Below are 21496 nucleotides of genomic sequence, written 5' to 3' on the forward strand. Positions count from 1 at the left end.
ACTTATAATCGTGCCCATCTTATTGGTAGGGCTATTCAAAGTATATTGAATCAAACCTACCAGGACTTTGAACTAATTATTGTCAACGATGGCTCTACCGATAAAACAGAAGATATAATTAGAAAATTTCAAGAACACGATAAAAGAATTAAGTATATTAAACACGAAAAAAATAAAGGCGGCTCAGCAGCAAGAAATACAGGAATTAAACTTGCCATAGGGGAATATATAGCCTTTTTAGACTCAGACGATGAATGGTTATCTAATAAGTTAGAAAAACAAGTTATGCATTTAAAAGATAATTATTTAAATGCTTTTATATCATATACGGGATATTTCAGAATAAATGATAAAGGAGATAGTAGTATTTTTAAACCAGATAAACGTGGAAATATTTACAATAATCAACTTTGGGAGGATCACGTTAGTCCAACATCTGCTGTTATGGTCAAGAACATTTGTTTTAAAAAAGTTGGACTATTTGACGAATCCCTTCCTGCACGTCAAGATTATGATATGTGGCTTAGACTTTCTAAGCATTATACTTTTGATTATATTATTGAGCCTTTAGTTATAATTTATGACACAAATAAAGGCGCTATTTCAAATAATATTATTGCTCGAAAAAAAGGAGAGAACATAATTAGATTAAAAATAATTAAGCAAACAAAAAATATTTCAATTATTAAACAACGAAGGATTCTTGCTAATCATTATTATCAAGCAGGACGTTATTTCTGTGGAAAATTTGGTACAAGATTTGGTAAAGAAGAATTTTTTAAGGCCATGCAGCTTTGGCCTTTTAAAATAAAGCATTGGTTATATTTTATTGCTTCTCTTTTAGGAGATAAAATTTATCGATATTTAGTGACAGTTAAAAAACATATAAGAAAGTACTCAATATGAAATGTTAAAAATAGTATATTCATTAACTTATATTTTAATAATAGGATTGCCTCTGCAAGGATTAATTTTACATTTAGTGCCTGAGCTTAAATTTTGGAAAGAAACTGTTTTATTTCTTTTAATATATATCACTATTATATTTGCTTTAGTTATTGTTCAAAAAAGAAATTATAAAATAATTATTTCTAGAAAAAATATTGATATATTATTAGTATTATACATAATTTATATTGGGATACGAGCTTTATTAAGTGAAGATATTTTAATAGGGTTAATTGGTTTTGGTACATATGCAGCTTATATAATTCTATATTTTTTGATTATTATTTCATTTAACTCAAAAAATATATTTAGACTAGTCGATTGCGTTATTATATCAGCTGGTATTGTTGCTATTTTTGGATTAGTCCAAGCATTTTTTAGTCCAACAGTTTTTGGTATATTGGATGAACCCATAAAACAAAGTATTGGTGGGATAAATATAAGTCGTTTGACTTCTACTTTTGGAACATCTTTAGACTTTGGTGCATATATTGCATTTGTTACTCCATTGGTGCTTGCTCGATTACTAGCAGTAAAAGGTCCGGGCAAGCGTATCATTTTAGTAGTTATTTTAGTAGTATTTATCATAAATATAGCTTTAACATTTACTAGAACTGCTTGGATTCAGTTAATAGTATCTTTTTTATTTATACTATGGATGATTTTTTTGAAACAGCGGTTTCGAAAATATATTTGGGTCGCTGGATTTGTCATTCTTACCGTTGTAGTTGTAGTTAGTCTTTTTATTTCTAGTGATTTTGGCTTTCAGTTACTACCTACAAGATTTAATTCTATATTTGATTGGCAACACGATTTATCTAATGTAGAAAGGCTAGAACGATGGGAAAATTCTTTAAAATTATTGAACGGAAACTCTTTTTTATTTGGTATTGGACCTGGAACGACTATGAATAGAGCAAATTTTTATTATAAAACAAGAGTAATTTACCCAGAAAGTTATATTTTACAATTACTAATTGAACTTGGAATCTTTGCACTTATAGTATTTTTAATGAGCTTTATCTATTTCGCTAAGCAAGGAGTGAAACTATATAAAGATATAGCCATTAGCGAAAAAAATAGGTTTACTTCTTTAGCAATAACAGCAGCGATCTTTGGCTTAGGTATTAATTTTATTGTTTCACTAAGTTTTAATGATTGGAGTATTTTATCAGTATTTTGGTTATGCTGTGCTTATTTATCTATTCAGCAGAAATACTTGTATCACCAAAAGAGTTCCGTAGAAAAGAAATAAAGGCAAAAAGATGAGAATAGCAATAGATCTAATTACAATAACGGGGAAAAATGCAGGACTTCAATCCTATGCTAAACAATTGGTTGAAGGTATTGCAAAGGTTGATAAAAAAAATGAATATATATTATTAATAAATTCTAGGGCAAAAAAATTATTTACAATTAATCAACCTAACTTTAAGAATATTTTTATTCATACTCCGAAAAGATTTATTGGTATTTGGGAACAAATATATTTTCCATTTATTCAATTTTTAAAAGAAGTTGATCTTTTACATAGCCCTGTTTCTGCAGTTCCTATTGTAGCACCATGCAAAACAGTTTTAACTATCCATGATTTAACATTTAAAATATACCCTAAGACGATGCAATGGTGGGATCGTTTTTATTGGAATTTTTTTATAACTCAGGGGGTAAAGCGAGTTGAAAGAATTATAACAGATTCTATTAGTACTAAAAAAGATTTAATTAAATATTATAATATTCAAAAAAATAAAGTTTCGGTTATACCCTTATGTTGTTCTTCACAATATTATATGTCTTCGAATGAATTTTTTTTAAATGAAATTAAGCAAAAATATAATATTAATAAACCATATATTCTCTTTGTAGGTACTTTAGAACCAAGAAAAAATATTAGTATATTATTAAAAGCTTTCAATATAGCAAAACAAAAAGGAAAACTTAAACATTCTTTAGTAATAGTAGGGAGAAAAGGTTGGTTATTTGATGATATTTTTCAAATAGTAAAGAATTTGAGAATGGAAAATGATGTAATATTTACTGGATTCGTACCTGACGAAGATTTACCAAGTCTTTATCATGGATCAGATCTTTTTGTTTATCCTTCAATATATGAAGGATTTGGTTTGCCACCTTTAGAGGCAATGGCTTGCGGGACTCCCGTTATTGCTTCCAATAGCTCTTCACTCCCTGAAGTTGTAGGAGATGCAGGAATTCTTATTGATCCAAAGGATGTTAATGCGTTTGCTTCCGTAATAGTTAGAGTATTAAATAAAGAAGAGCTTAAAATCGAATTTGCGAAAAAAGGTAAACTTTGGGCACAACGATTTACTACAGAAAAAATGGCATATCAGACTATAAAGGTATATAAAAAAATAATTGAAGCAGGATAGATTGAATACCTCATTGAAACGAAAAATAGATATGAATGTTCAATAATGTTCAGTTTAAAGTTAAAAAAATATGATCGATTTGGGAGTTCATATTTCATAATAAAGGAGCACTATTTAGCTAGAATGAAAATATTACAAATTACATCAAGACTACCATACCCACCTATCGATGGAGGTAGCATTGAAATATACAATAATATTAAATATTTAGCTTTAAGAGGACATGATATAACTTTAATATCTCTCGTAAATAAAAGAAAAAAAGTGTCTGAATTAAAAAAGTATTGTGAATTAATAACAATTAAAAAAAATACGGGAAATCACTTTTTAGGATATTTTCTTAATATATTTATTGATACTCCTTATACTATTTCAAAATATCATTCTAACAAGGTTAAGAAGGAAATACGAGAACTATTAAAGAAAGATAATTTCGATATTATTATTCTAAATCAATTACATACTGCTTATTATGGAAATTTTATAAAAAAAGAATATAATTTACCAATTGTGTTAAGAGAACAAAATACAGAAAATATAATTATGAAGAGATTCTATAAAAATCAGAATAATATTTTTATTAAATTTTATGCCTATTTACAATATAAAAAACTTTATAAATACGAAAGTAAAATTTGTGAAATATTTGATCGTTGTTTTATGATAACTAAGATTGACGAAAAGACAATAAAAGATATGAATTCTAATGTAAAGACAAATGTGGTTCCAGCAGGAGTTGATATTTCATATTTTTATCCACTCAAATTTAAAGAAGAAGAATTTTCTTTAGTTTCCGTTGCTTCCATGAATTGGTTACCTAATGTAGAGGCTATAGAATGGTTTTGTAAGGAGGTCCAACCTTTAATAAAAAAGGAAATTCAGAAAGTTAAATTATATATTGTCGGAATAAATCCACCAAATAATATTAAAAGTCTTGCTAATAATAATGTGATAGTAACTGGATTTGTAGAAGATGTTAGAAAATATTTAGCAAAAGGACAAGTTTTTATTGTTCCTTTAAAAACTGGTAGCGGAATGCGTATAAAAATATTAAATGCTTTAGCAATGGGAAAAGCAATTGTTTCTACATCTATTGGCTGTGAAGGAATTGACGTTGTTGATGGAAAAAATATTTATATTGCAGATAACAAAGAAGAATTCGCTGAAAAAGTTGTTTTTTTACTGAATAATAAAGATGAGAGAGATAGAATAGGGAAAGAAGGACTGAAATTAGTTAAAGAAAAATATCAGTGGGAAAAGATAGCAGAAGATATCGAGACTGAGTTTAAAAAAATAATAAATGAAAATAATATTTTGAGGAGTAGAAAAAATAAGTTATTATAAAAAGTGGTAAATTTTATTTGGTAAACATAAAAAACAGTTAAAAGAAATGATAGAAATATTAATTTAAATGCATTTAGATAGATTAGGAGACAAATAATGATAAAAAAAATATTAATGGTTTCTTATCGTTTTCCATATCCACTAATAGATGGCTCACGAATTAGAATTTATAATATTGGGAAAATCCTTGCAGAAAAATATCAGGTTGATTTATTAGCCATTAATGAAGGTAATATTGCTAATGAGGATATTAAGGAAATGGGAAAAATTTTAAATAAAGTTATTCCATTTCCTTTCAATCCGATATGGTTTAAGATAAATACTTTAAAAGGCTTATTTTCTAAAGATTCCCTGCAAATATATTACCATTATTTCAATAAAGTACAAAAGTGGATAGATCAACATTATAGGGAGTATGATTTAATATTTTGTGTGCATATTAGAGTGACTAAATATTTAAGAAAGGCTAATAGTATACCGAAAGTCATAGATTTTATTGATGCAACTTCTATAAATTACCAAGAAGCTCAAAAAAATTCAAAAGGATTGTGGCGGCTTATTTATCCTATAGAAAACAAGAGAGCACTATCATATGAAATTAAAATGTTAAAAGAGTTTGATAAGGTATTTATTACTTCTCCTTTTGATAGAAACCATTTACTTAGTAATGCTAATATACCTGATAACAAACTAATTGTAATTCCTAATGGAGTCAGAGAGGAATTATTGTTTAGGGAAAATAGATTTAAAGAAGAAAATTGGATTGTATTTTTGGGGAAAATGAATACAGCCCCCAATATAGATGCAGTAATATTTTTTGCTAATAAAATATTTCCTTTAATAATAAAAAATAGGAATGATATAAAATTTATTATAGTCGGTTCAAGTCCATCAAAGGAAGTATTAAAATTAAGTAAAAGAAATAATATAGAAGTAACAGGATTTGTTGAGGATCCTTATGAATATTTAGAAAAAGCGAAAATAATTATTGCTCCACTTAGGTTTAGCGCGGGAATACAAAACAAGATATTAGAACCAATGGCATTGAGGAAAGTTGTGGTAACTACTTCTAAAGGTGTAAGAGGAATTTCTGGAGAAGATAAAAAACATTTTATAGTAGCAGATGGTAAACAAGAGATAGCGAAAAAGATTTTAGACTTAATAAGTAATGAACCGAAAAGAAAAGAAATAGGAAATAATGCTCGAGAACTTATAAAACAAAAATACAGATGGGATATTATTAGTAAGGATCTGTATAAAGAAATTGATAATGTTTTAGAAATAAATTATAAAAAATAAGATATTATTTATAAAATATCGATGAAATTCAAAGACATTTATTTAATTAAAAATTATTAAAGAGAGGGAAGAAATAATGTTTCAAAAAAGAGCGTTAATAACTGGTATTACTGGCCAGGATGGTTCTTATTTGGCGGAATTTTTGTTAAATAAAGGGTATGAAGTTTTTGGTTTAGTTCGCAGAACCAGTATTTTAAATTTTGAAAGAATAAAGCATGTTCAGGATAATATCAAATTGATATCTGGTGATTTGTTAGACCAAAATTCTTTAATGAATGCAATTAAGGAATCTAATCCGGAGGAAATTTATAATTTAGCTTCTCAATCTTTTGTGCCAGCTTCATGGAAGCAACCTGTATTTACTGGTGAAGCAACGGCTTTGGGGGTAGCGAGGATGTTAGAAGCTATTAGGTCAGTTGATCCAAAGATAAAATTTTATCAAGCCTCGAGCAGTGAAATGTTTGGGAAATTAAGAGAGGTTCCTCAAACTGAAAAAACCCAATTTTATCCTAGAAGTCCATATGGTGTGGCAAAATTATATGGGCATTGGATCACAATTAATTATAGAGAAAGCTATAATATGTTTTGCTGTAGTGGGATCCTATTTAATCATGAATCTCCAAGAAGGGGGTTAGAGTTTGTCACTAGAAAAGTTACTAATACCGTAGCTAAAATTAAGTTGGGTTTGACAAATGAATTAAGATTAGGCAATTTAGATGCAAAAAGAGATTGGGGATTTGCGGGAGATTATGTAAGGGCAATGTGGCTTATGCTTCAACAAGATGTGCCAGAAGATTATGTAATTGCTAGTGGTATGACTCATTCGGTGAAAGATTTAGTCCAAATTGCGTTCGATTATGTTAATTTAAATTGGGAAAACTATGTAGTAGTAGACCCAAAATTTGTAAGACCTGCCGAAGTTGACTTATTGTTGGGTGATTCTATAAAAGCAAGAGAAAAATTAAAGTGGAAACCAGAGGTTAAATTTGAAGATTTAATTAAAATGATGATTGATGCAGATTTAGAGAATGTTAAAAATAATATTTACTTATCTGACATTCAGACACAAAAGACATAAAATAAAGGAATAGTTCTATTATGAAGGCATTAATAACAGGAATTTCCGGTTTTGTGGGGTCATATTTAGTGGAGTTTTTACTTAATAAAGGATATGAAGTTTTTGGAACTTTTTATGATAAGAGCACATTTTCAAATTTAGATGGTTTTATAGATAGAATTATATTATATCAATGTGATATAAGAAATTATGATAGTTTAAAAAAAATTATGGAAAAAAACCAACCTGATGAAATATATCATTTGGCTGCAATCTCATTTGTGCCTAATTCAATGAAAGATCCAAAATTAACCTTTGATACTAATTTATATGGTACATTAAATCTTTATCAAGCGATTATAGAATTAAAATCTAATCCCAAAATGTTATTTGTAGGATCCGCTGATGAATATGGAATAGTCAATGAAAATGATTTACCAATAAACGAAAATTGCCCTTTGCGCCCAATGAACCCTTATTCAATTAGCAAGGCAAGTGCAGATTTTTTAAGTTATACTTATTTTAAGAATTATAATTTGAATATAATTAGAGCAAGACCATTTAATCATATTGGGCCAAGACAATCTCCTGAATTTGTATGTTCCAGTTTTGCAAAACAAATAGTCGAGATTGAGAAGGGACTAGAGGAACCAATAATGAAAGTTGGCAATTTAGAAGCGAAGAGAGATTTTACAGATGTGAGGGATATGGTAATAGCGTACTGGCTTGCAATGCAGAAGGGTAAAACAGGAGAGGTGTATAATATTTGTTCCGGAAGAACTGTTCAGATTAAGGAATTATTAAATAATCTTTTAAAGTTATCTTCAAAAAAAATAAATATAATAAGAGATTCAAAGAGAATGAGGCCTTCTGATAATCCCGTTTTGCAAGGAGATTGCTCAAAATTTAGAAAAAGTACCGGCTGGAAACCAGAGATACTTTTTGATAAAACATTAAAAGATATATTGGAATATTGGAGAAAAATATTATAGTAAAACAATTTTAAAATTGGAGTAATGTTTGAATGAAGAGAATTGTAATAACTGGGATTAATGGGATTATTGGGTCTGAATTAAAAAAGAGATTTATTGATAAGGGTTATTATGTTATTGGAATTGATAGGATAGAACCAAAAGAAAAAGAAGAAAATAGCGGGCATTTTGAGTATGTAAAGTTAGATATTACTGATAAAGATAAAGTGGCTCAATTTTTTCCAGATTTACATTTTGATTATTTAATACATTGTGCGGCATTGGTGCATAAAAATTCTCTAGATTTATCTTTTGATAATTTTATGAAGATTAATTTTGAAGGGACTAAAAATATTTTTGATGCTGTAGTTGAGAATAAAATTAAATCAGGAGTTGAGGGAACGATATTTTTTAGTACCATAGAAGTCTATGGTGGCGAGGGAAGAGATGAGGTTTTATCTGAGAGCGATGAATGTCGACCGATTACTTATTATGGAAAGAGCAAGTTAGCCGCTGAGGAGTATTTAATAAAATTGAATAAAGAAAGTAAATTACCAATTATTATTTTACGACTTGCTCCGGTTTATAGTAAAGATTTTTTAAGAAATGTGAAGAGAAGAGTATTAGTAGCGGCGAAAAGGTTTTTCTATAGAGTAGGGGATGGGGAGCAGAAAATATCTGTATGTTCAAGAAATAATTTAATTGATGTTGTAGAGATGTGCGTTGAGGGCAAAGTTTCTTTTGGGGATGTTTTTAATATAGCAGATAATCAGGTTTATAGTTTTAATGATTTATTGAATTATTTCAGAGAGTTAGGAGAAAATCATATTACTATAAAAGTTCCAAAATATATAGTACGATTTGGGGTAAAATTGGTTAGTTTAGTATTTCCGGGGAGAAAAGAAAGATTACTTTCAATTTATTATAAGCTGACTAAAGATAATATTTATTCTATTGAAAAGGCCAAGAAATATTTAAAGTATAATCCAAAATGGAATTTTGAAAATACTATATTTAAAAGATAGAAAGATATTAGAAGATGATAAAAAGAGTATTTGATTTATTTTTTTCTATAATTTTATTGATTATTTTAGCTCCTCTGTTTGTAGTGATTGGGGTTTTAATAAAAATAGATTCTCCGGGGCCTGTTTTTTTTAAGCAGAAGAGAGTGGGAAAAGATAATAAAGATTTTATAGTGTATAAGTTCAGGAGCATGAGTGCGGGAACACCGGATGGTGCGAAAGAGGATTTAGGAGAAGAAAATTCGTATGTTACCAGAGTAGGGAGAGTAATAAGGCAGTTTACTATAGATGAGTTGCCCAATTTATTTAATGTGGTAAGAGGAGAAATGAGTTTAGTTGGGCCACGCCCTCCACATTACATGCAATATGATTTAATTAAAATGAGAACCGAGGCAGGGATTCATAAGGTTAAACCAGGCATTGCCGGTTATGCACAGATAATGAAGACGGGTGGAGAGGATTTAGCGGCAAAAGTGAAGTGTGATAAATATTATGTGGAGCATATGAGTTTGTGGTTAGATATTAAGATTATTATTAAGACTGCGATTATGCGGTTTAGTTCGAAGGAGACGTTTTAAAAAGGAGAAAAGGGGACAGGCTACTTTTATTAAAAAGTAGCCTGTCCCCGATCTTCGCCGAAATGATTATCTGCATGAAGAATATCAAGATCATAATAAGTCGAAATTCAGGTGGCAATTTCCTAATCTATTTTTTAACTTTTCCAAATGTCTTTTTCTAATAAATTCTTTCAGGGAAAGATTACTTTAATAATGGGCATTTTTTTTGGCTTACAGTTTTTATCATTTATCATTGAGATGGGGGTTAAGGATATTAAAAAAGAAGAGATATTCAGAGATTCAAAAAATTGGTATTTAGATAAAGTTGGCTATGTATCCCCGCAGTTAATAGATTTTGTACTGCGTTATGCAGGAAAGAAAATATTAGATATTGGATGTGCAACCGGCGAATATTGCAGAAAATTAATGAGATTAGGTTATGATTGTTTGGGTATTGATATAAACCCGCTCTATATTGCCCTGCAAAAAGGAAAGGGGATAAAGGCACAGGTGATGGATGCCGCATCTCTAAAATTTTCAAATAATTCTTTTGATACCGCTTTATTATTTGAAGTTTTAGAACATGTGAATGATCCGGAGGTACTACTAAGGGAGGCAAAGAGAGTTGCAAGCAAGAATATTCTAATTACCGTTCCAAATTGCAGTGATTTCTTTAAATTACAAAAGATGGGTTTGACTTATGGACATATGTTAGAACAAGACCACGTCAATTTTTTTACAAAAAAAGAATTGGAAGATTTACTTTCCAAATATTTTAAGAAATTCAAAGTAGAAGAGAAGGAGCCAATAAATTTATTATTTTTGCCACAACGTTTAAGAAAACCAATTTCATTTCTCTATAAATTGATCATTGCCGAGCCGACCACCTATTTTAGATTATATGCAGTAGCAGAGGTAGAATAAATGATCTCAGTTATTTGTGTATATAATGATAAAAATATTTTAGAGGATTGCTTACTGGGAAGCATAAAAAAACAAAGGACTAAACCCGAGCTTATTTTGTTGGATAATAGAGAAGGACAGTTCAAATCTGCGGCAGAGGCATTAAATTACGGAGGAAAGCGAGCAAAAGGAAAATATTTAATGTTTGTCCATCAAGATATGATTTTAAGTTCTTATCTCTGGTTGGAGAAAGTTGAAGAAATGTTAGATGCTTTATCTAATTTTGGCATTGTAGGAGTGGCCGGGAAATATAAAGATACTAAGGCGGTTATCACCAATATAGAACATGGAATTCCCAAAAAAGCAGCCGGAGAAATTCATCTTAAAGAACCCCATAAAGTGCAGACAGTAGATGAGTGTTTGATCATCATTCCCAAAACAGTATTTACTATTCTTCAGTTTGACGAAAAAGTATGCAGCGACTGGCATTTATATGGTGTGGATTACTGTTTAAGCGTGGAAAGGCTTGGTTTTGATACTTATGTGATACCTATATTAGCTTACCATAAATCCCTGGGATATTCCATGTCCGAAAAATACTTTATCACTCTTAAAAAAATATTCAAAAAACATAAAAATTATTATAAGATAATTTATACAACGATGGGGAATTGGAGTACCAGGTATCCTGTGAGCTTAAATAGGATTTATCTCTGGTCAAGAAGAAGGGTGGGAAGACTACTAAGAAAAACGATTAGAAAGGTTGAATGAAAAATATGGCTCAGATGATAAAAGTTGCTGCCTTTACTGCTGGAAAATATGATCCTTCTGCTCGATTTCGGGTGCGCCAGTTAATCCTGCCTTTATTACAAAAGGGCATCATGATGAATGAATTTATTCCGGCTATTTCCAAATACCCTCCTTCACAAAGATGGCTTCGGCCATTATGGTTTATCGGTGCCCTCACCACACGGTTCCCTGGCGTAATAGCTGCCTATGGATATGATATTGTCTTTCTACAGCGCGAATTGATCTCCACTTTAGTAACCCTTGAACCTGTGATTAAACATCCGCGGGTATTAGACGTTGATGATGCCATTTTTCTACATCGAGGTGGGAAATTTGCTGAACATTTAGCTCAAATAGTAGAGCTGATTATTTGTGGTAATGATTTCATTGCCGATCGATTTTCTAAATGGAATAAAAACATAGCGATTATTCCTACAGTGATAGACAGTTATCGCTATGTACCACCAAAAGAGCAGAACGCCTCAAATAGTGATCAGGTTATTGGATGGATAGGTACCAGTCGGAATTTTAATTATTTATATAAGATCGAAACTGCCCTTGAAAGAGTTATAAAAGCACGACCAAAAGTAATTTTAAAAATTATCTCAGACCGAAGACCCAAGTTCAAGGGTAAGTTAGAGGGGAAATTTAAATATGTTAAATGGTCACCAAAAACAGAAGTAACCGATATTCAGAGTATCACTATCGGTATCATGCCCTTGGATGATACCGATTGGGAAAAAGGTAAATGCAGTTTTAAAATGCTTCAATATATGTCCTGTAATATTCCGGTGGTTGTATCCCCTATTGGTATGAATGCACAGATACTTAATGAAAGCGAAGTAGGCTTTGGCGTTAATACTCCAAAAGAATGGGCTGATGCCCTGGTGTGTTTAGTAGATTCTTTCGGAGAACGAAAAAGAATGGGTTCCAATGGTCGAAAATTGGTGGAAACAAAATATAGCATAGACGCTATTATAGAAAAATTATCTTCTTATTTAAAAAGTGTTGTTAGCGTTTAAAGAAAAAAACAAGACCCACCACTTTTATAGATGGGAATACCGTAAAGTTATATGATATAATATTTCTAAATAGTTTTTGACTGAAGTGCAGAAAGATATGAAAGATATGAAATTTATTTTATGAGATAACCTATTCAGTTTAAAAGGGGACATTATTTATGAAAATTTGTATTATAGGTACAGGTTATGTAGGCCTGGTCACCGGAACATGCCTTTCTGATTTTGGATTGGAAGTAATTTGTGTAGATAAAGATAGTGAGAAAATTCATGATCTTAATTCCGGTAAAATCCCTATCTATGAGCCCAATTTAGAAGCTTTAATTAAGAAAAATGTAATAACCCATAGACTTAGTTTTACCACGGACCTGGAAAAAGCTATTATGCAGTCAAAGGCAATATTTATTGCAGTAGGAACTCCACCTAATCATGACGGTTCGGCAAATTTAGAGCAGATAGAAGAGGTGGCGAAGGAGGTCGCCGGATATATCAATGAATATAAAGTTATTGTCAATAAAAGCACCGTTCCGGTTGGTACTGCCCACAGAATTAAAGAGATAATTAAGGAATATCAAACCCTGTCTCATCCTTTTTCTTTTGATGTCGTCTCCAACCCCGAATTCCTCCGTGAGGGTTCTGCCGTTTATGACTTCACGCATCCTGATAAAATAGTGATCGGTACCGAAAGCGATAAGGCTTTAAAAATAATGCAGGAAATCTACCGTCCTCTCTATTTAATTGATACCCCCTTTGTGATTACCAATCCGGAAACCGCGGAGTTAATCAAATATGCCTGTAATGCCTTCTTGGCTACCAAAGTTACCTTTATCAATGAGATTGCCAATCTTTGTGAAAAGGTAGGGGCGGATGTGCATCAGATAGCCAAAGCTATGGGATTAGATGGAAGAATCAGTCCCAAATTCTTACATCCGGGACCCGGTTATGGTGGATCGTGTTTTCCCAAGGATACCAAAGCTTTATATAATTTTGCAGTAAGTAATGAATATCAGTTCAAGATCCTGGAAGGAGTAATTTCTGCTAATGAAAGGCAGAGAGAGTTAATGGTAAAGAAAATAAGTCGGTTGGTGGGGGATTTAAAAGGAAAGATAATCGCTATCTTGGGACTTGCCTTTAAGCAGGATACCGATGATATTCGAGAATCTGCCTCTATTGATATCATCAAAATATTACTTAAAGAAGGTGCCAGGATTAAATGCTTTGACCCTCTGGCAATGGAAAATACAAAAAAAATTCTCCCGAATTTAAACTATTGCCAGGACGAATACGAAACTGCCAAGGATAGTCATGTCTTGGTGATCGCGACAGAAGCGAATCAATTCCGAAACTTAAATTTATCTAAAATAAAAACACTACTCAAATCACCCATTTTGCTTGATATGAGGAACTTATATGAACCAGAAAAAGTTAAAAAGTTAGGGTTTATTTATGAAGGAGTAGGGAGGAAATAAAGGAGTAAAATATGAGAGGTATTATCTTAGCCGGAGGCTCTGGAAGCCGGCTCAATCCTTTAACTAAAGTAGTCAGTAAGCAATTAATTCCGATCTATGATAAACCGATGATCTATTATCCCTTATCTACATTGATGTTAGCCGGAATTAAAGATATTTTAATAATATCTACCCCACAGGATTTGCCAAAATTTAGGGAGCTTTTGGGGGATGGACGAGAGATAGGAATTAGTGTTTCCTATAAAGAACAGCCCAGACCGGAGGGAATTGCCCAGGCTTTTATTATTGGAGAAGAATTTATTGCTAATGACTCAGTGTGTCTGATATTGGGGGATAATTTATTCTATGGCCATAATCTGTCTATGACACTACAAAAGATGACCAACCTTAAAAATGGGGCTTACATCTTCGGTTATTGGGTATCCGATCCCCAAAGATACGGCGTAGTTGGTTTTAATGAAAATAAGGAAGTTTTAAGCATTGAAGAAAAACCAAAAACACCTCGATCAAATTACGCTGTTCCGGGTTTATATTTTTATGATAATACGGTTGTGGATATTGCTAAGAAACTGAAGCCTTCTGCCCGGGGAGAATTAGAGATCACCGATGTGAATTTAACCTATTTAAAGAAAGGAAATTTAAAAGTAGAGATTTTAGGCAGGGGTTATGCCTGGTTGGATACCGGAACTCCAGATAGTCTGATGGATGCCTCCAATTACATTGCTACCATTGAAAGAAGACAGGGATTAAAGATAGGCTGTATAGAAGAGGTGGCTTTCAGGATGGGTTATATTAACAAAGACCAGTTGGAGGAAATCATAGAGAGATTGCCGGCAAATGATTATAGAAAATATTTGGAAGGATTATTAAGAGATAGCCAAAAGCGATTTTACAAGGGGGAGAGAGATGCAATTTAAAAGAGGAGAGATTGAGGGAATAATCATTAAACCATTGACTAAGTTTTCGGATGAAAGAGGTTTTTTAGTTGAGACCTTCAGAATAGATGATCTTCTCGGTGGGCTTAAACCGGCAATGAGCTATATCTCTTCCACTAAACCAGGACTGTCTCGGGGACCTCATGAACATAAGAATCAGACCGATATATTCTACTTCATAGGTCCGGGCAATTTTAAAATAAAGCTGTGGGATAATCGAAAAGGAAGTAAGACTTTTGGATGTTTTATGGAGATAGTCGGAGGAGAAGATAATCCTATCAGGGTGATTGTTCCTCCCGGGATAGTGCATGGTTATAAGAATATCTCTAAAAAAATAGACGGGATAGTGTTAAATTGTCCCGATAAATTATATCAAGGTTGGGACAGAAAAGAAGAAGTTGATGAGATAAGATATGAAGACAAAGAGGATGAATTTTATTTAGATTTTATTAAAGAGGATAAATAATCTATGATCTGGCTTATCGGAAATAAAGGAATGCTGGGTAATGATATAGAAAAATTATTAAAGAAAAGAGAAATGGGGTATTGCGCTAGTGATCGGGAAGTGAATATTATCGATTATAAGGCGCTGGATAAATATGTAAAAGATAAGGAAATAAGCTGGATTATTAATTGCGCAGGATATACCCGGGTAGATAAGGCAGAAGAAGAAATAGATGAGGCTTTTAAGTTAAACAAAGATGGCGTTAGGAATATTGCCTTATTTTCCGCCAAGAAACAAATTAGATTAATTCATATCTCTACAGATTATGTCTTTGATGGCAGACGAAAAGAACATGTCCTTTCTTACACCGAAGATGATCAGACTAATCCTATAAATATATATGGTAAGAGCAAATTAGCGGGCGAAGAGGAGATAAAAGAGATATTAGAGGAATATTTTATCATTCGTACAGCCTGGTTATATGGATTACAAGGGAATAATTTTGTTTATACGATGTTAAAGTTATTTAGAGAAGGCGATTGTGTAAAGGTAGTAGAAGACCAGTGGGGCTCCCCTACTTACACGGTGGATTTAGCAGGAGCTATTTTAAAGATAATAGAAGATGATGCAGTTCGTTATGGAATCTATCATTTTACCAATGAAGGGATAACCAATTGGTATGAATTTGCCAGGGTTATTTATAAAAAAGCTAAAGGATTAGGGTTGATTGAAGGCAAGAAAAAAGTGGAGATACTACCCGTTAAAACTGAGGAATATCCTACAACTGCCAGGAGACCAAGATATTCAGTTTTATCTAAAGAGAAGATAATTAAGGAGTTTAATCTGAAGATTAGAGGTTGGGATAAGGCCTTAGAAGATTTTCTGATATCCCTGAAGGAGAATTGGGAAGGAATAAAAAGTAGGGCAAATAAATGAAAAGAAAATTTAAAAATATTTTAGTTACCGGTGGAGCAGGATTTATCGGTTCAAATTTTATTCATTATCTTTTTGAGAGGACATTTTTTGAAGGTAAAGTTATTAATGTAGATAAAATAACTTATGCCGGCAATTTAGAGAATTTAGCGGAGATTGATAAGAAATACGGTAAGGGGAGATATTTTTTTGAAAAAATAGATATCGGTGATTTTGAGGAGATTAAAAGGATATTTAAGCAATATACTATTGATACCGTAGTTAATTTTGCTGCTGAATCGCATGTAGATAGGTCAATCTTCGGACCAAAGGATTTTATTCAAAGTAATATTATAGGCACTTTTTCGCTTTTGGAAGCAGCACGCGCCCATTGGGGAAAAGAGAACCAAGAGGATTTTTTATTTCATCATGTAAGTACCGATGAAGTTTATGGTTCCATAGAAGAAGGTGGATATTTTTTTGAGGATTCTGCTTACCGCCCGAATAGTCCTTATTCCGCCTCTAAGGCTTCATCAGACCACCTGGTGAGAGCTTATCATAAAACTTATGAACTACCAGCTACCCTTTCTAATTGTTCCAATAATTATGGTCCCTACCAATTTCCGGAAAAATTCATTCCTTTAATGATACTAAACATATTAGAAGAAAAATCATTGCCGATTTATGGCGATGGAAAAAATATTCGGGATTGGTTATACGTAGAAGACCATTGTAGAGCAATCTGGAAAATATTGAATAAGGGGAAAACAGGAGAGACTTATAACATAGGAGGAGAAAATGAATGGGAAAATATAGGTCTGGTAAATTTACTCTGTGAGAAAATAGGACAGCTGCAGGGTAAGGATCAGGATTATTATAAGAAACTGATTACTTTTGTTAAAGACCGGCCAGGACATGACCGCAGATATGCTATCAATTGCGACAAGATAAAAAAGGAATTGAAATGGAAGCAGCAGTACAATTTTGAAGAAGGATTGGATTTAACTATAAAATGGTATATAGAAAATCAAGGTTGGGTAAAAAAGGTAAGAAGCGGGGAATATAAAACTTGGGTGGAGAAGAATTATAAAGCAAGCTAAGATAAGGAATTGGAATAGACCAAAAAATTGGGTTCTATTTATAGGGAAGTGAGGAGATTTGGGGAGATGGCAGAAAAGAGCAAGGATCTATCAAAACCAAGAAAAACCCTGCCTCAAAAGATGGTACATGGTGGATTTTGGATTTCTTTCATTAAAATAATCAGAAAAGTTTTAAGCCTAATAAGGTTACTGGTTATAGGTCGTATCCTCGCACCTTCCGATTTTGGGCTGATGGGAATAGCTTTACTGACCATGTCAGCCTTAGAGACTTTTTCAGCATTTGGTTTAGGACAAGCTTTGATTCAAAAAAAAGAAAACACCAATCAGTATCTTGATGCAGCCTGGACTGTTTTAATTCTAAGAGGATTTATAATTTTTATTATGGTGTATCTTACTGCCCCTTTTGTGGCATTTTTTTTTCATACCCCCGAGGTAAAACTAATAATTCAGGTATTAGGGTTGGTAACCTTTTTTGAAGCATTTACTAATATTGGGGTTATTTTTTTTCAGAAGGAGTTGGAGTTCGATAAGGTATTTATTTACCGCTTTGTGGGAATTTCCACCAACTTTATCGTAGCAGTAATAGCAGCCATTATCTTGAGAAGTGTGTGGGCACTCGTGCTTGGTTTGCTGGCGGAAAAGATAGTGAGTATTCCGATCAGCTATTTGATCCATCCCTATAGACCTCATATTAGTAAAGATATCGCCAAAGCAAGAGAACTTTTTAGTTTTGGCAAGTGGATTCTTGGCTCCAGCATATTAGTATTTATAGGTGAACATATCGATGATATTTTTGTAGGAAGAGTGCTTAGTGCAATGGCTCTTGGATTTTATCAAATGGCGTATAGGATCTCCAATATGTTAGAAACTGAATTTACCCAGGTGATATCCAGTGTAGCCTTTCCTGCTTATGCAAAAATTCAGGATAAACCGGCCAGATTACAGAAGGCTTATTTTCGAATAATGAGATTGACCGTATCTATTTCCTTGCCGATTACTGTAGGGATGGTATTATTGGCTCCCGAATTTACACGGATATTTTTAAGCGAGAAGTGGATGCCTATGGTTTCGGCTATGCAACTTCTTGCGGTAGCAGGATTGATTAAATCAATTGTATCTACCGGCAGTCCTTTATTTGTAGGAAGTGGATTCCCGAAATATGAATTTTATATGCAGCTGATCAGAGGATTAACCATACTAATTACTATTTATCCCTTAATATTATTGATGGGTATCTCTGGAGCTGCTTTAGGAGTTATTCTGAGTATAACAGGAATGTTGGTAGTATGGTATCCCCTCTCTCAAAAGATTACCCGGACTTACTGGCGTAAATATTTTAATACCTTCTGGCCTCCATTGTTATGTTCATCGCTCATGGCAGGGAGCATAAGTGTCGCTAAATTTTATTGGAATCCGATACAGCAATCTTGGAGCCTGGCTATTTCAATCTTTGTCATGATAGTGGTCATAAATATTGGTGTTTATATTGCCTCAATGTATCTGGTACAAAAATATTATCCTGATTATGATATCTTTAGTGAGGTTAAATTTCTCTATAATTCATTGGTGAAAAGATAAAATAATTTTTTATATTAGGTAAATAAGAAAGGATAAAAATGTTGAAAAATCCTGTTATAAGCATCATTATTCCCACCTATAATCGAGCACATCTAATAGATAAAGCTATTAAAAGCGTATTGAATCAAACTTATCAAAATTATGAAATTATGATCGTTGATGATGGCTCGACGGATAATACCAAAGAAGTAGTAAAAGGTTTTGCAGATTCAAGAATCAATTATTTTTTTCACACTAATAATCTGGGCGTATCAGCAGCTCGTAATACCGGGATAAAAGCTTCACGGGGAGAATATATTGCTTTTCTTGACTCTGATGATGAGTGGCTTCCGGAAAAACTGAATAGGCAGATAAAAATTTTTAAAAGTGAATCTTCGGTAGTTGGAGTTGTCTATACCGGAATTTATTATAGTGATGAAAAGGGAAAAAAAGTAAAGAAAGTGTATATGCCCGGAAATGAAGGTTATATCTATGAGCATTTATTGAAAAGAGAAACTGAAATTTATATCTCTACTGTACTGTTAAAAAATGAATGTTTTACCAAAGCTGGATTATTTGATGCGGATTTGTTTATAGGAGAAGATTATGATATGTGGTTGAGGATTGCAAAATATTATAAATTTAGAGCCGTTAAAGAACTTTTAGTAGTAGGCTTGATTCATGATAGTCAAACCTCCGCTAATTCGGAAGTTATGATTGAAGGAGTAAAAAAATTTCAGAAGAAATACAGTAAAGAACTTAGAACAAGACCATATAGTAATAGCACGTTTTATTTTTATTTGGGAAATAAGTTTTGCCATTTAAGAAAAATAAGAGAAGGCCAAAAGTATTTTATAAAGGCAGTTTTAACTTATCCATTTTGCCCTAAATATTATATTTATTTACTTTGTTCCATTTTTGGGTCGAGGGGGTATATGCATATTTCTCATATCAGAAGATATTTTATGAATATGAGAAAAGTAGATGATGATTAAAATAATCCTAAAAGATTGGCCGGGTTGGCTGGTAATTCTTTTAACATTTTTTATATTATATAAATATGGACAAGTAAAGAAAGATAAAAAAATAACGCTTGCTATTGGTCTGGTTTTACTCTTGCATCATTTTATAGCAATAATTAATACTTATTTTTTTACTTTTCCGGGCGCAGAACCTGATCCGGTAAATTTTCAAGGTCTGGCTATAGAATGGGCAGAAGGTGGAAAATTATTATTTTCAGTCGGTACTCATTTTTACGCACAGATATTAGGGATTTTTTATAGAATTTTTGCGCCTTCCCAACTATTCGGGGGAGTACTATCAATTCTTGCTTTTCTCCTATCCTGTTTTGTATTAATAAAAATAATAGAATTATTGAGTATTTCTAAGTATGTAGTACCATTGTTGCTGATATATGGACTATTACCCACCAATCTCATATTCTGTTCTAAAATTTTACGCGAATCATACCAAATACTTTTTTTTATGCTTTCAGTTTATTGGGGACTACTATTCAACTTAAAATCTGCCAAGGGAGCCATGACATTTTGTGTAGTTTCAGCACTGATCATGGGTCTTTTTCAGAAGGCTTTAATTTTGTATGCATTATTCTTAGTACCGCTTCTTTTTCTTTGGTTCCCTCAAGAGATTTCCATTTCTCAAAACAATAAGCGGCGCTTTTCGAAGCGGAGATGGATTACGGTCAGTCTTTTGTTAATTCTGATAATTGGTGTGTTAATTATGGGAATTCAATTTAAAGTGGGTGGATTGGAAGCGGTGAAGGGTTTTTTATCGGGCGAATGGTTAAAATATGTAAAAGAATATAGAATAAGGGGAATAGAACAAAGTGCATCTTATGCGCGGGCAATGTACGACATAAGACTGGATACCTCTTCGGCAATCACCCTCATAAGGTCGATATGCTTAATCTTTATTTATTATCTCTTTGCTCCCTTTCCCTGGCAGTGTTCGAATTGGTTAGATATCTATGGTGCGGCCGAATCTTTACTCCGATTTCTATTGATAACCTTTAGTATTATTACCTGGTATCGAGCGAGTGGTGTGCAACGTCGTATTTGGGGATTGCTTCTGGTAATTTATTTTTCTATGACCTTCCTTTGGGCAATGGGAACGGTCAATTATGGAACGAGTATCCGTCATCATGTATTAACCAATTGGATCATTATTATCCTGGGCGGTCCTGGACTGCTAACTTTTATGACAAGACAATGTAAGGGAATGCTCCCGATTGGCAAACTGTTTAAAAAAGAGTATTTTCGGAGAATTTTTTTATGAATATTTTATTTACTTCTGCCGGCACCAGAGGATATTTGGTGAGATATTTTAAAATGGCAATAAAAAATAAAGGGAAAATATTGGCCGCGGAATGCAGTAAATATGCTTAAAGAACGAAGTCAAGGGTGTTATTTCTCTTAACGATCTTGAATTATCAATTTTGGCGCAACATAAGAATTAATTTGTGGAAAAAGGGATTAAATTGATTGTTTCAGATCCGGATACAATAGAGGTCTGTTAAGATTATCCGATTCCCTTTATTGATAAAACCACTTTAATAATTCTAATTTAGTACCAGTTTCCATCTATGCCAAAAAAGTGATTAGAATAAGATCAGGAGTAGCTGATAAGTAAGTAACGGTTTATGACGTCAAAATGATAGATTATATTAGAAATTTAGCAGGAAAAATAGGACTTTATGGACCTGGAGACATAGATTTGATTAAACAACACAATTGTATGACGAAAGATTAGAAGGGAATGA

20 protein-coding genes are annotated in these 21496 nt (G+C 32.4%); all 20 read left to right on the plus strand.

Annotated features, from left to right (window positions below; all coding sequences use genetic code 11):
- Nucleotides 1-906: glycosyltransferase family 2 protein (locus tag ENO17_06340; GenBank protein ID HER24648.1), on the plus strand; the 906-nt coding region annotated here is incomplete at its 5' end.
- A 1-nt stretch (nucleotide 907) separates the two neighbouring features.
- Nucleotides 908-2203 carry a hypothetical protein gene (locus ENO17_06345; protein ID HER24649.1) on the plus strand — a complete coding sequence of 432 codons (1296 nt, stop codon included), beginning with the start codon at nucleotides 908-910 and terminating at the stop codon, nucleotides 2201-2203.
- Nucleotides 2204-2213: 10 nt separating this feature from the next.
- Nucleotides 2214-3338 carry a glycosyltransferase family 1 protein gene (locus ENO17_06350; GenBank protein ID HER24650.1) on the plus strand — a complete coding sequence of 375 codons (1125 nt, stop codon included), beginning with the start codon at nucleotides 2214-2216 and terminating at the stop codon, nucleotides 3336-3338.
- A gap of 45 nt (nucleotides 3339-3383) precedes the next feature.
- Complete coding sequence (locus ENO17_06355; GenBank protein ID HER24651.1) at nucleotides 3384-4682, plus strand: glycosyltransferase; 1299 nt, start codon at nucleotides 3384-3386, stop codon at nucleotides 4680-4682.
- A 96-nt stretch (nucleotides 4683-4778) separates the two neighbouring features.
- The gene (locus ENO17_06360) at nucleotides 4779-5981 is read left to right on the plus strand and encodes a glycosyltransferase (GenBank protein ID HER24652.1); all 1203 of its coding nucleotides are present in this window, start codon (nucleotides 4779-4781) and stop codon (nucleotides 5979-5981) included.
- Nucleotides 5982-6057: 76 nt separating this feature from the next.
- Complete coding sequence (gmd, locus tag ENO17_06365) at nucleotides 6058-7059, plus strand: GDP-mannose 4,6-dehydratase (GenBank protein HER24653.1); 1002 nt, start codon at nucleotides 6058-6060, stop codon at nucleotides 7057-7059.
- Nucleotides 7060-7079: 20 nt separating this feature from the next.
- Nucleotides 7080-8030, plus strand: a complete 951-nt coding sequence (locus tag ENO17_06370) for an SDR family oxidoreductase (GenBank protein HER24654.1) — start codon at nucleotides 7080-7082, stop codon at nucleotides 8028-8030.
- Nucleotides 8031-8062: 32 nt separating this feature from the next.
- Entirely contained in the window at nucleotides 8063-9034 is a 972-nt protein-coding gene (locus ENO17_06375) for an NAD(P)-dependent oxidoreductase (GenBank protein HER24655.1), read from the plus strand.
- Nucleotides 9035-9051: 17 nt separating this feature from the next.
- A complete protein-coding gene (locus ENO17_06380; GenBank protein ID HER24656.1) occupies nucleotides 9052-9609 on the plus strand; it encodes a sugar transferase in 558 nt (185 codons plus the stop codon).
- Nucleotides 9610-9756: 147 nt separating this feature from the next.
- The gene (locus ENO17_06385; GenBank protein HER24657.1) at nucleotides 9757-10512 is read left to right on the plus strand and encodes a class I SAM-dependent methyltransferase; all 756 of its coding nucleotides are present in this window, start codon (nucleotides 9757-9759) and stop codon (nucleotides 10510-10512) included.
- Nucleotides 10513-11262, plus strand: a complete 750-nt coding sequence (locus ENO17_06390) for a family 2 glycosyl transferase (GenBank protein ID HER24658.1) — start codon at nucleotides 10513-10515, stop codon at nucleotides 11260-11262. It begins immediately after the preceding gene.
- A gap of 5 nt (nucleotides 11263-11267) precedes the next feature.
- On the plus strand, nucleotides 11268-12302 hold the full coding sequence (locus ENO17_06395) for a glycosyltransferase (protein HER24659.1): 1035 nt from the start codon (nucleotides 11268-11270) through the stop codon (nucleotides 12300-12302).
- 158 nt (nucleotides 12303-12460) lie between these two features.
- Complete coding sequence (locus ENO17_06400; GenBank protein HER24660.1) at nucleotides 12461-13768, plus strand: UDP-glucose/GDP-mannose dehydrogenase family protein; 1308 nt, start codon at nucleotides 12461-12463, stop codon at nucleotides 13766-13768.
- A gap of 11 nt (nucleotides 13769-13779) precedes the next feature.
- Entirely contained in the window at nucleotides 13780-14685 is a 906-nt protein-coding gene (gene rfbA, locus ENO17_06405) for a glucose-1-phosphate thymidylyltransferase (GenBank protein ID HER24661.1), read from the plus strand.
- The gene (locus ENO17_06410) at nucleotides 14675-15169 is read left to right on the plus strand and encodes a dTDP-4-dehydrorhamnose 3,5-epimerase (protein HER24662.1); all 495 of its coding nucleotides are present in this window, start codon (nucleotides 14675-14677) and stop codon (nucleotides 15167-15169) included. Before rfbA ends, ENO17_06410 begins: the two co-directional genes overlap by 11 nt.
- Before the next feature lie 3 nt (nucleotides 15170-15172).
- On the plus strand, nucleotides 15173-16084 hold the full coding sequence (gene rfbD / locus ENO17_06415; protein HER24663.1) for a dTDP-4-dehydrorhamnose reductase: 912 nt from the start codon (nucleotides 15173-15175) through the stop codon (nucleotides 16082-16084).
- Nucleotides 16081-17160 carry a dTDP-glucose 4,6-dehydratase gene (gene rfbB / locus ENO17_06420; GenBank protein HER24664.1) on the plus strand — a complete coding sequence of 360 codons (1080 nt, stop codon included), beginning with the start codon at nucleotides 16081-16083 and terminating at the stop codon, nucleotides 17158-17160. The genes rfbD and rfbB overlap by 4 nt, the downstream gene beginning before the upstream one ends.
- Nucleotides 17161-17226: 66 nt before the next feature.
- Nucleotides 17227-18738, plus strand: a complete 1512-nt coding sequence (locus tag ENO17_06425) for a lipopolysaccharide biosynthesis protein (protein HER24665.1) — start codon at nucleotides 17227-17229, stop codon at nucleotides 18736-18738.
- Nucleotides 18739-18776: 38 nt separating this feature from the next.
- Nucleotides 18777-19712, plus strand: coding sequence for a glycosyltransferase family 2 protein (locus tag ENO17_06430; protein ID HER24666.1), 936 nt, complete (start codon nucleotides 18777-18779; stop codon nucleotides 19710-19712).
- A complete protein-coding gene (locus ENO17_06435; GenBank protein ID HER24667.1) occupies nucleotides 19702-21012 on the plus strand; it encodes a hypothetical protein in 1311 nt (436 codons plus the stop codon). Before ENO17_06430 ends, ENO17_06435 begins: the two co-directional genes overlap by 11 nt.
- The last annotated feature ends 484 nt before the right edge of the window (nucleotides 21013-21496 follow it).

The organism is Candidatus Atribacteria bacterium (assembly GCA_011056645.1).
GTDB classification, from domain to species: domain Bacteria; phylum Atribacterota; class Phoenicimicrobiia; order Phoenicimicrobiales; family Phoenicimicrobiaceae; genus Sediminicultor; species Sediminicultor quartus.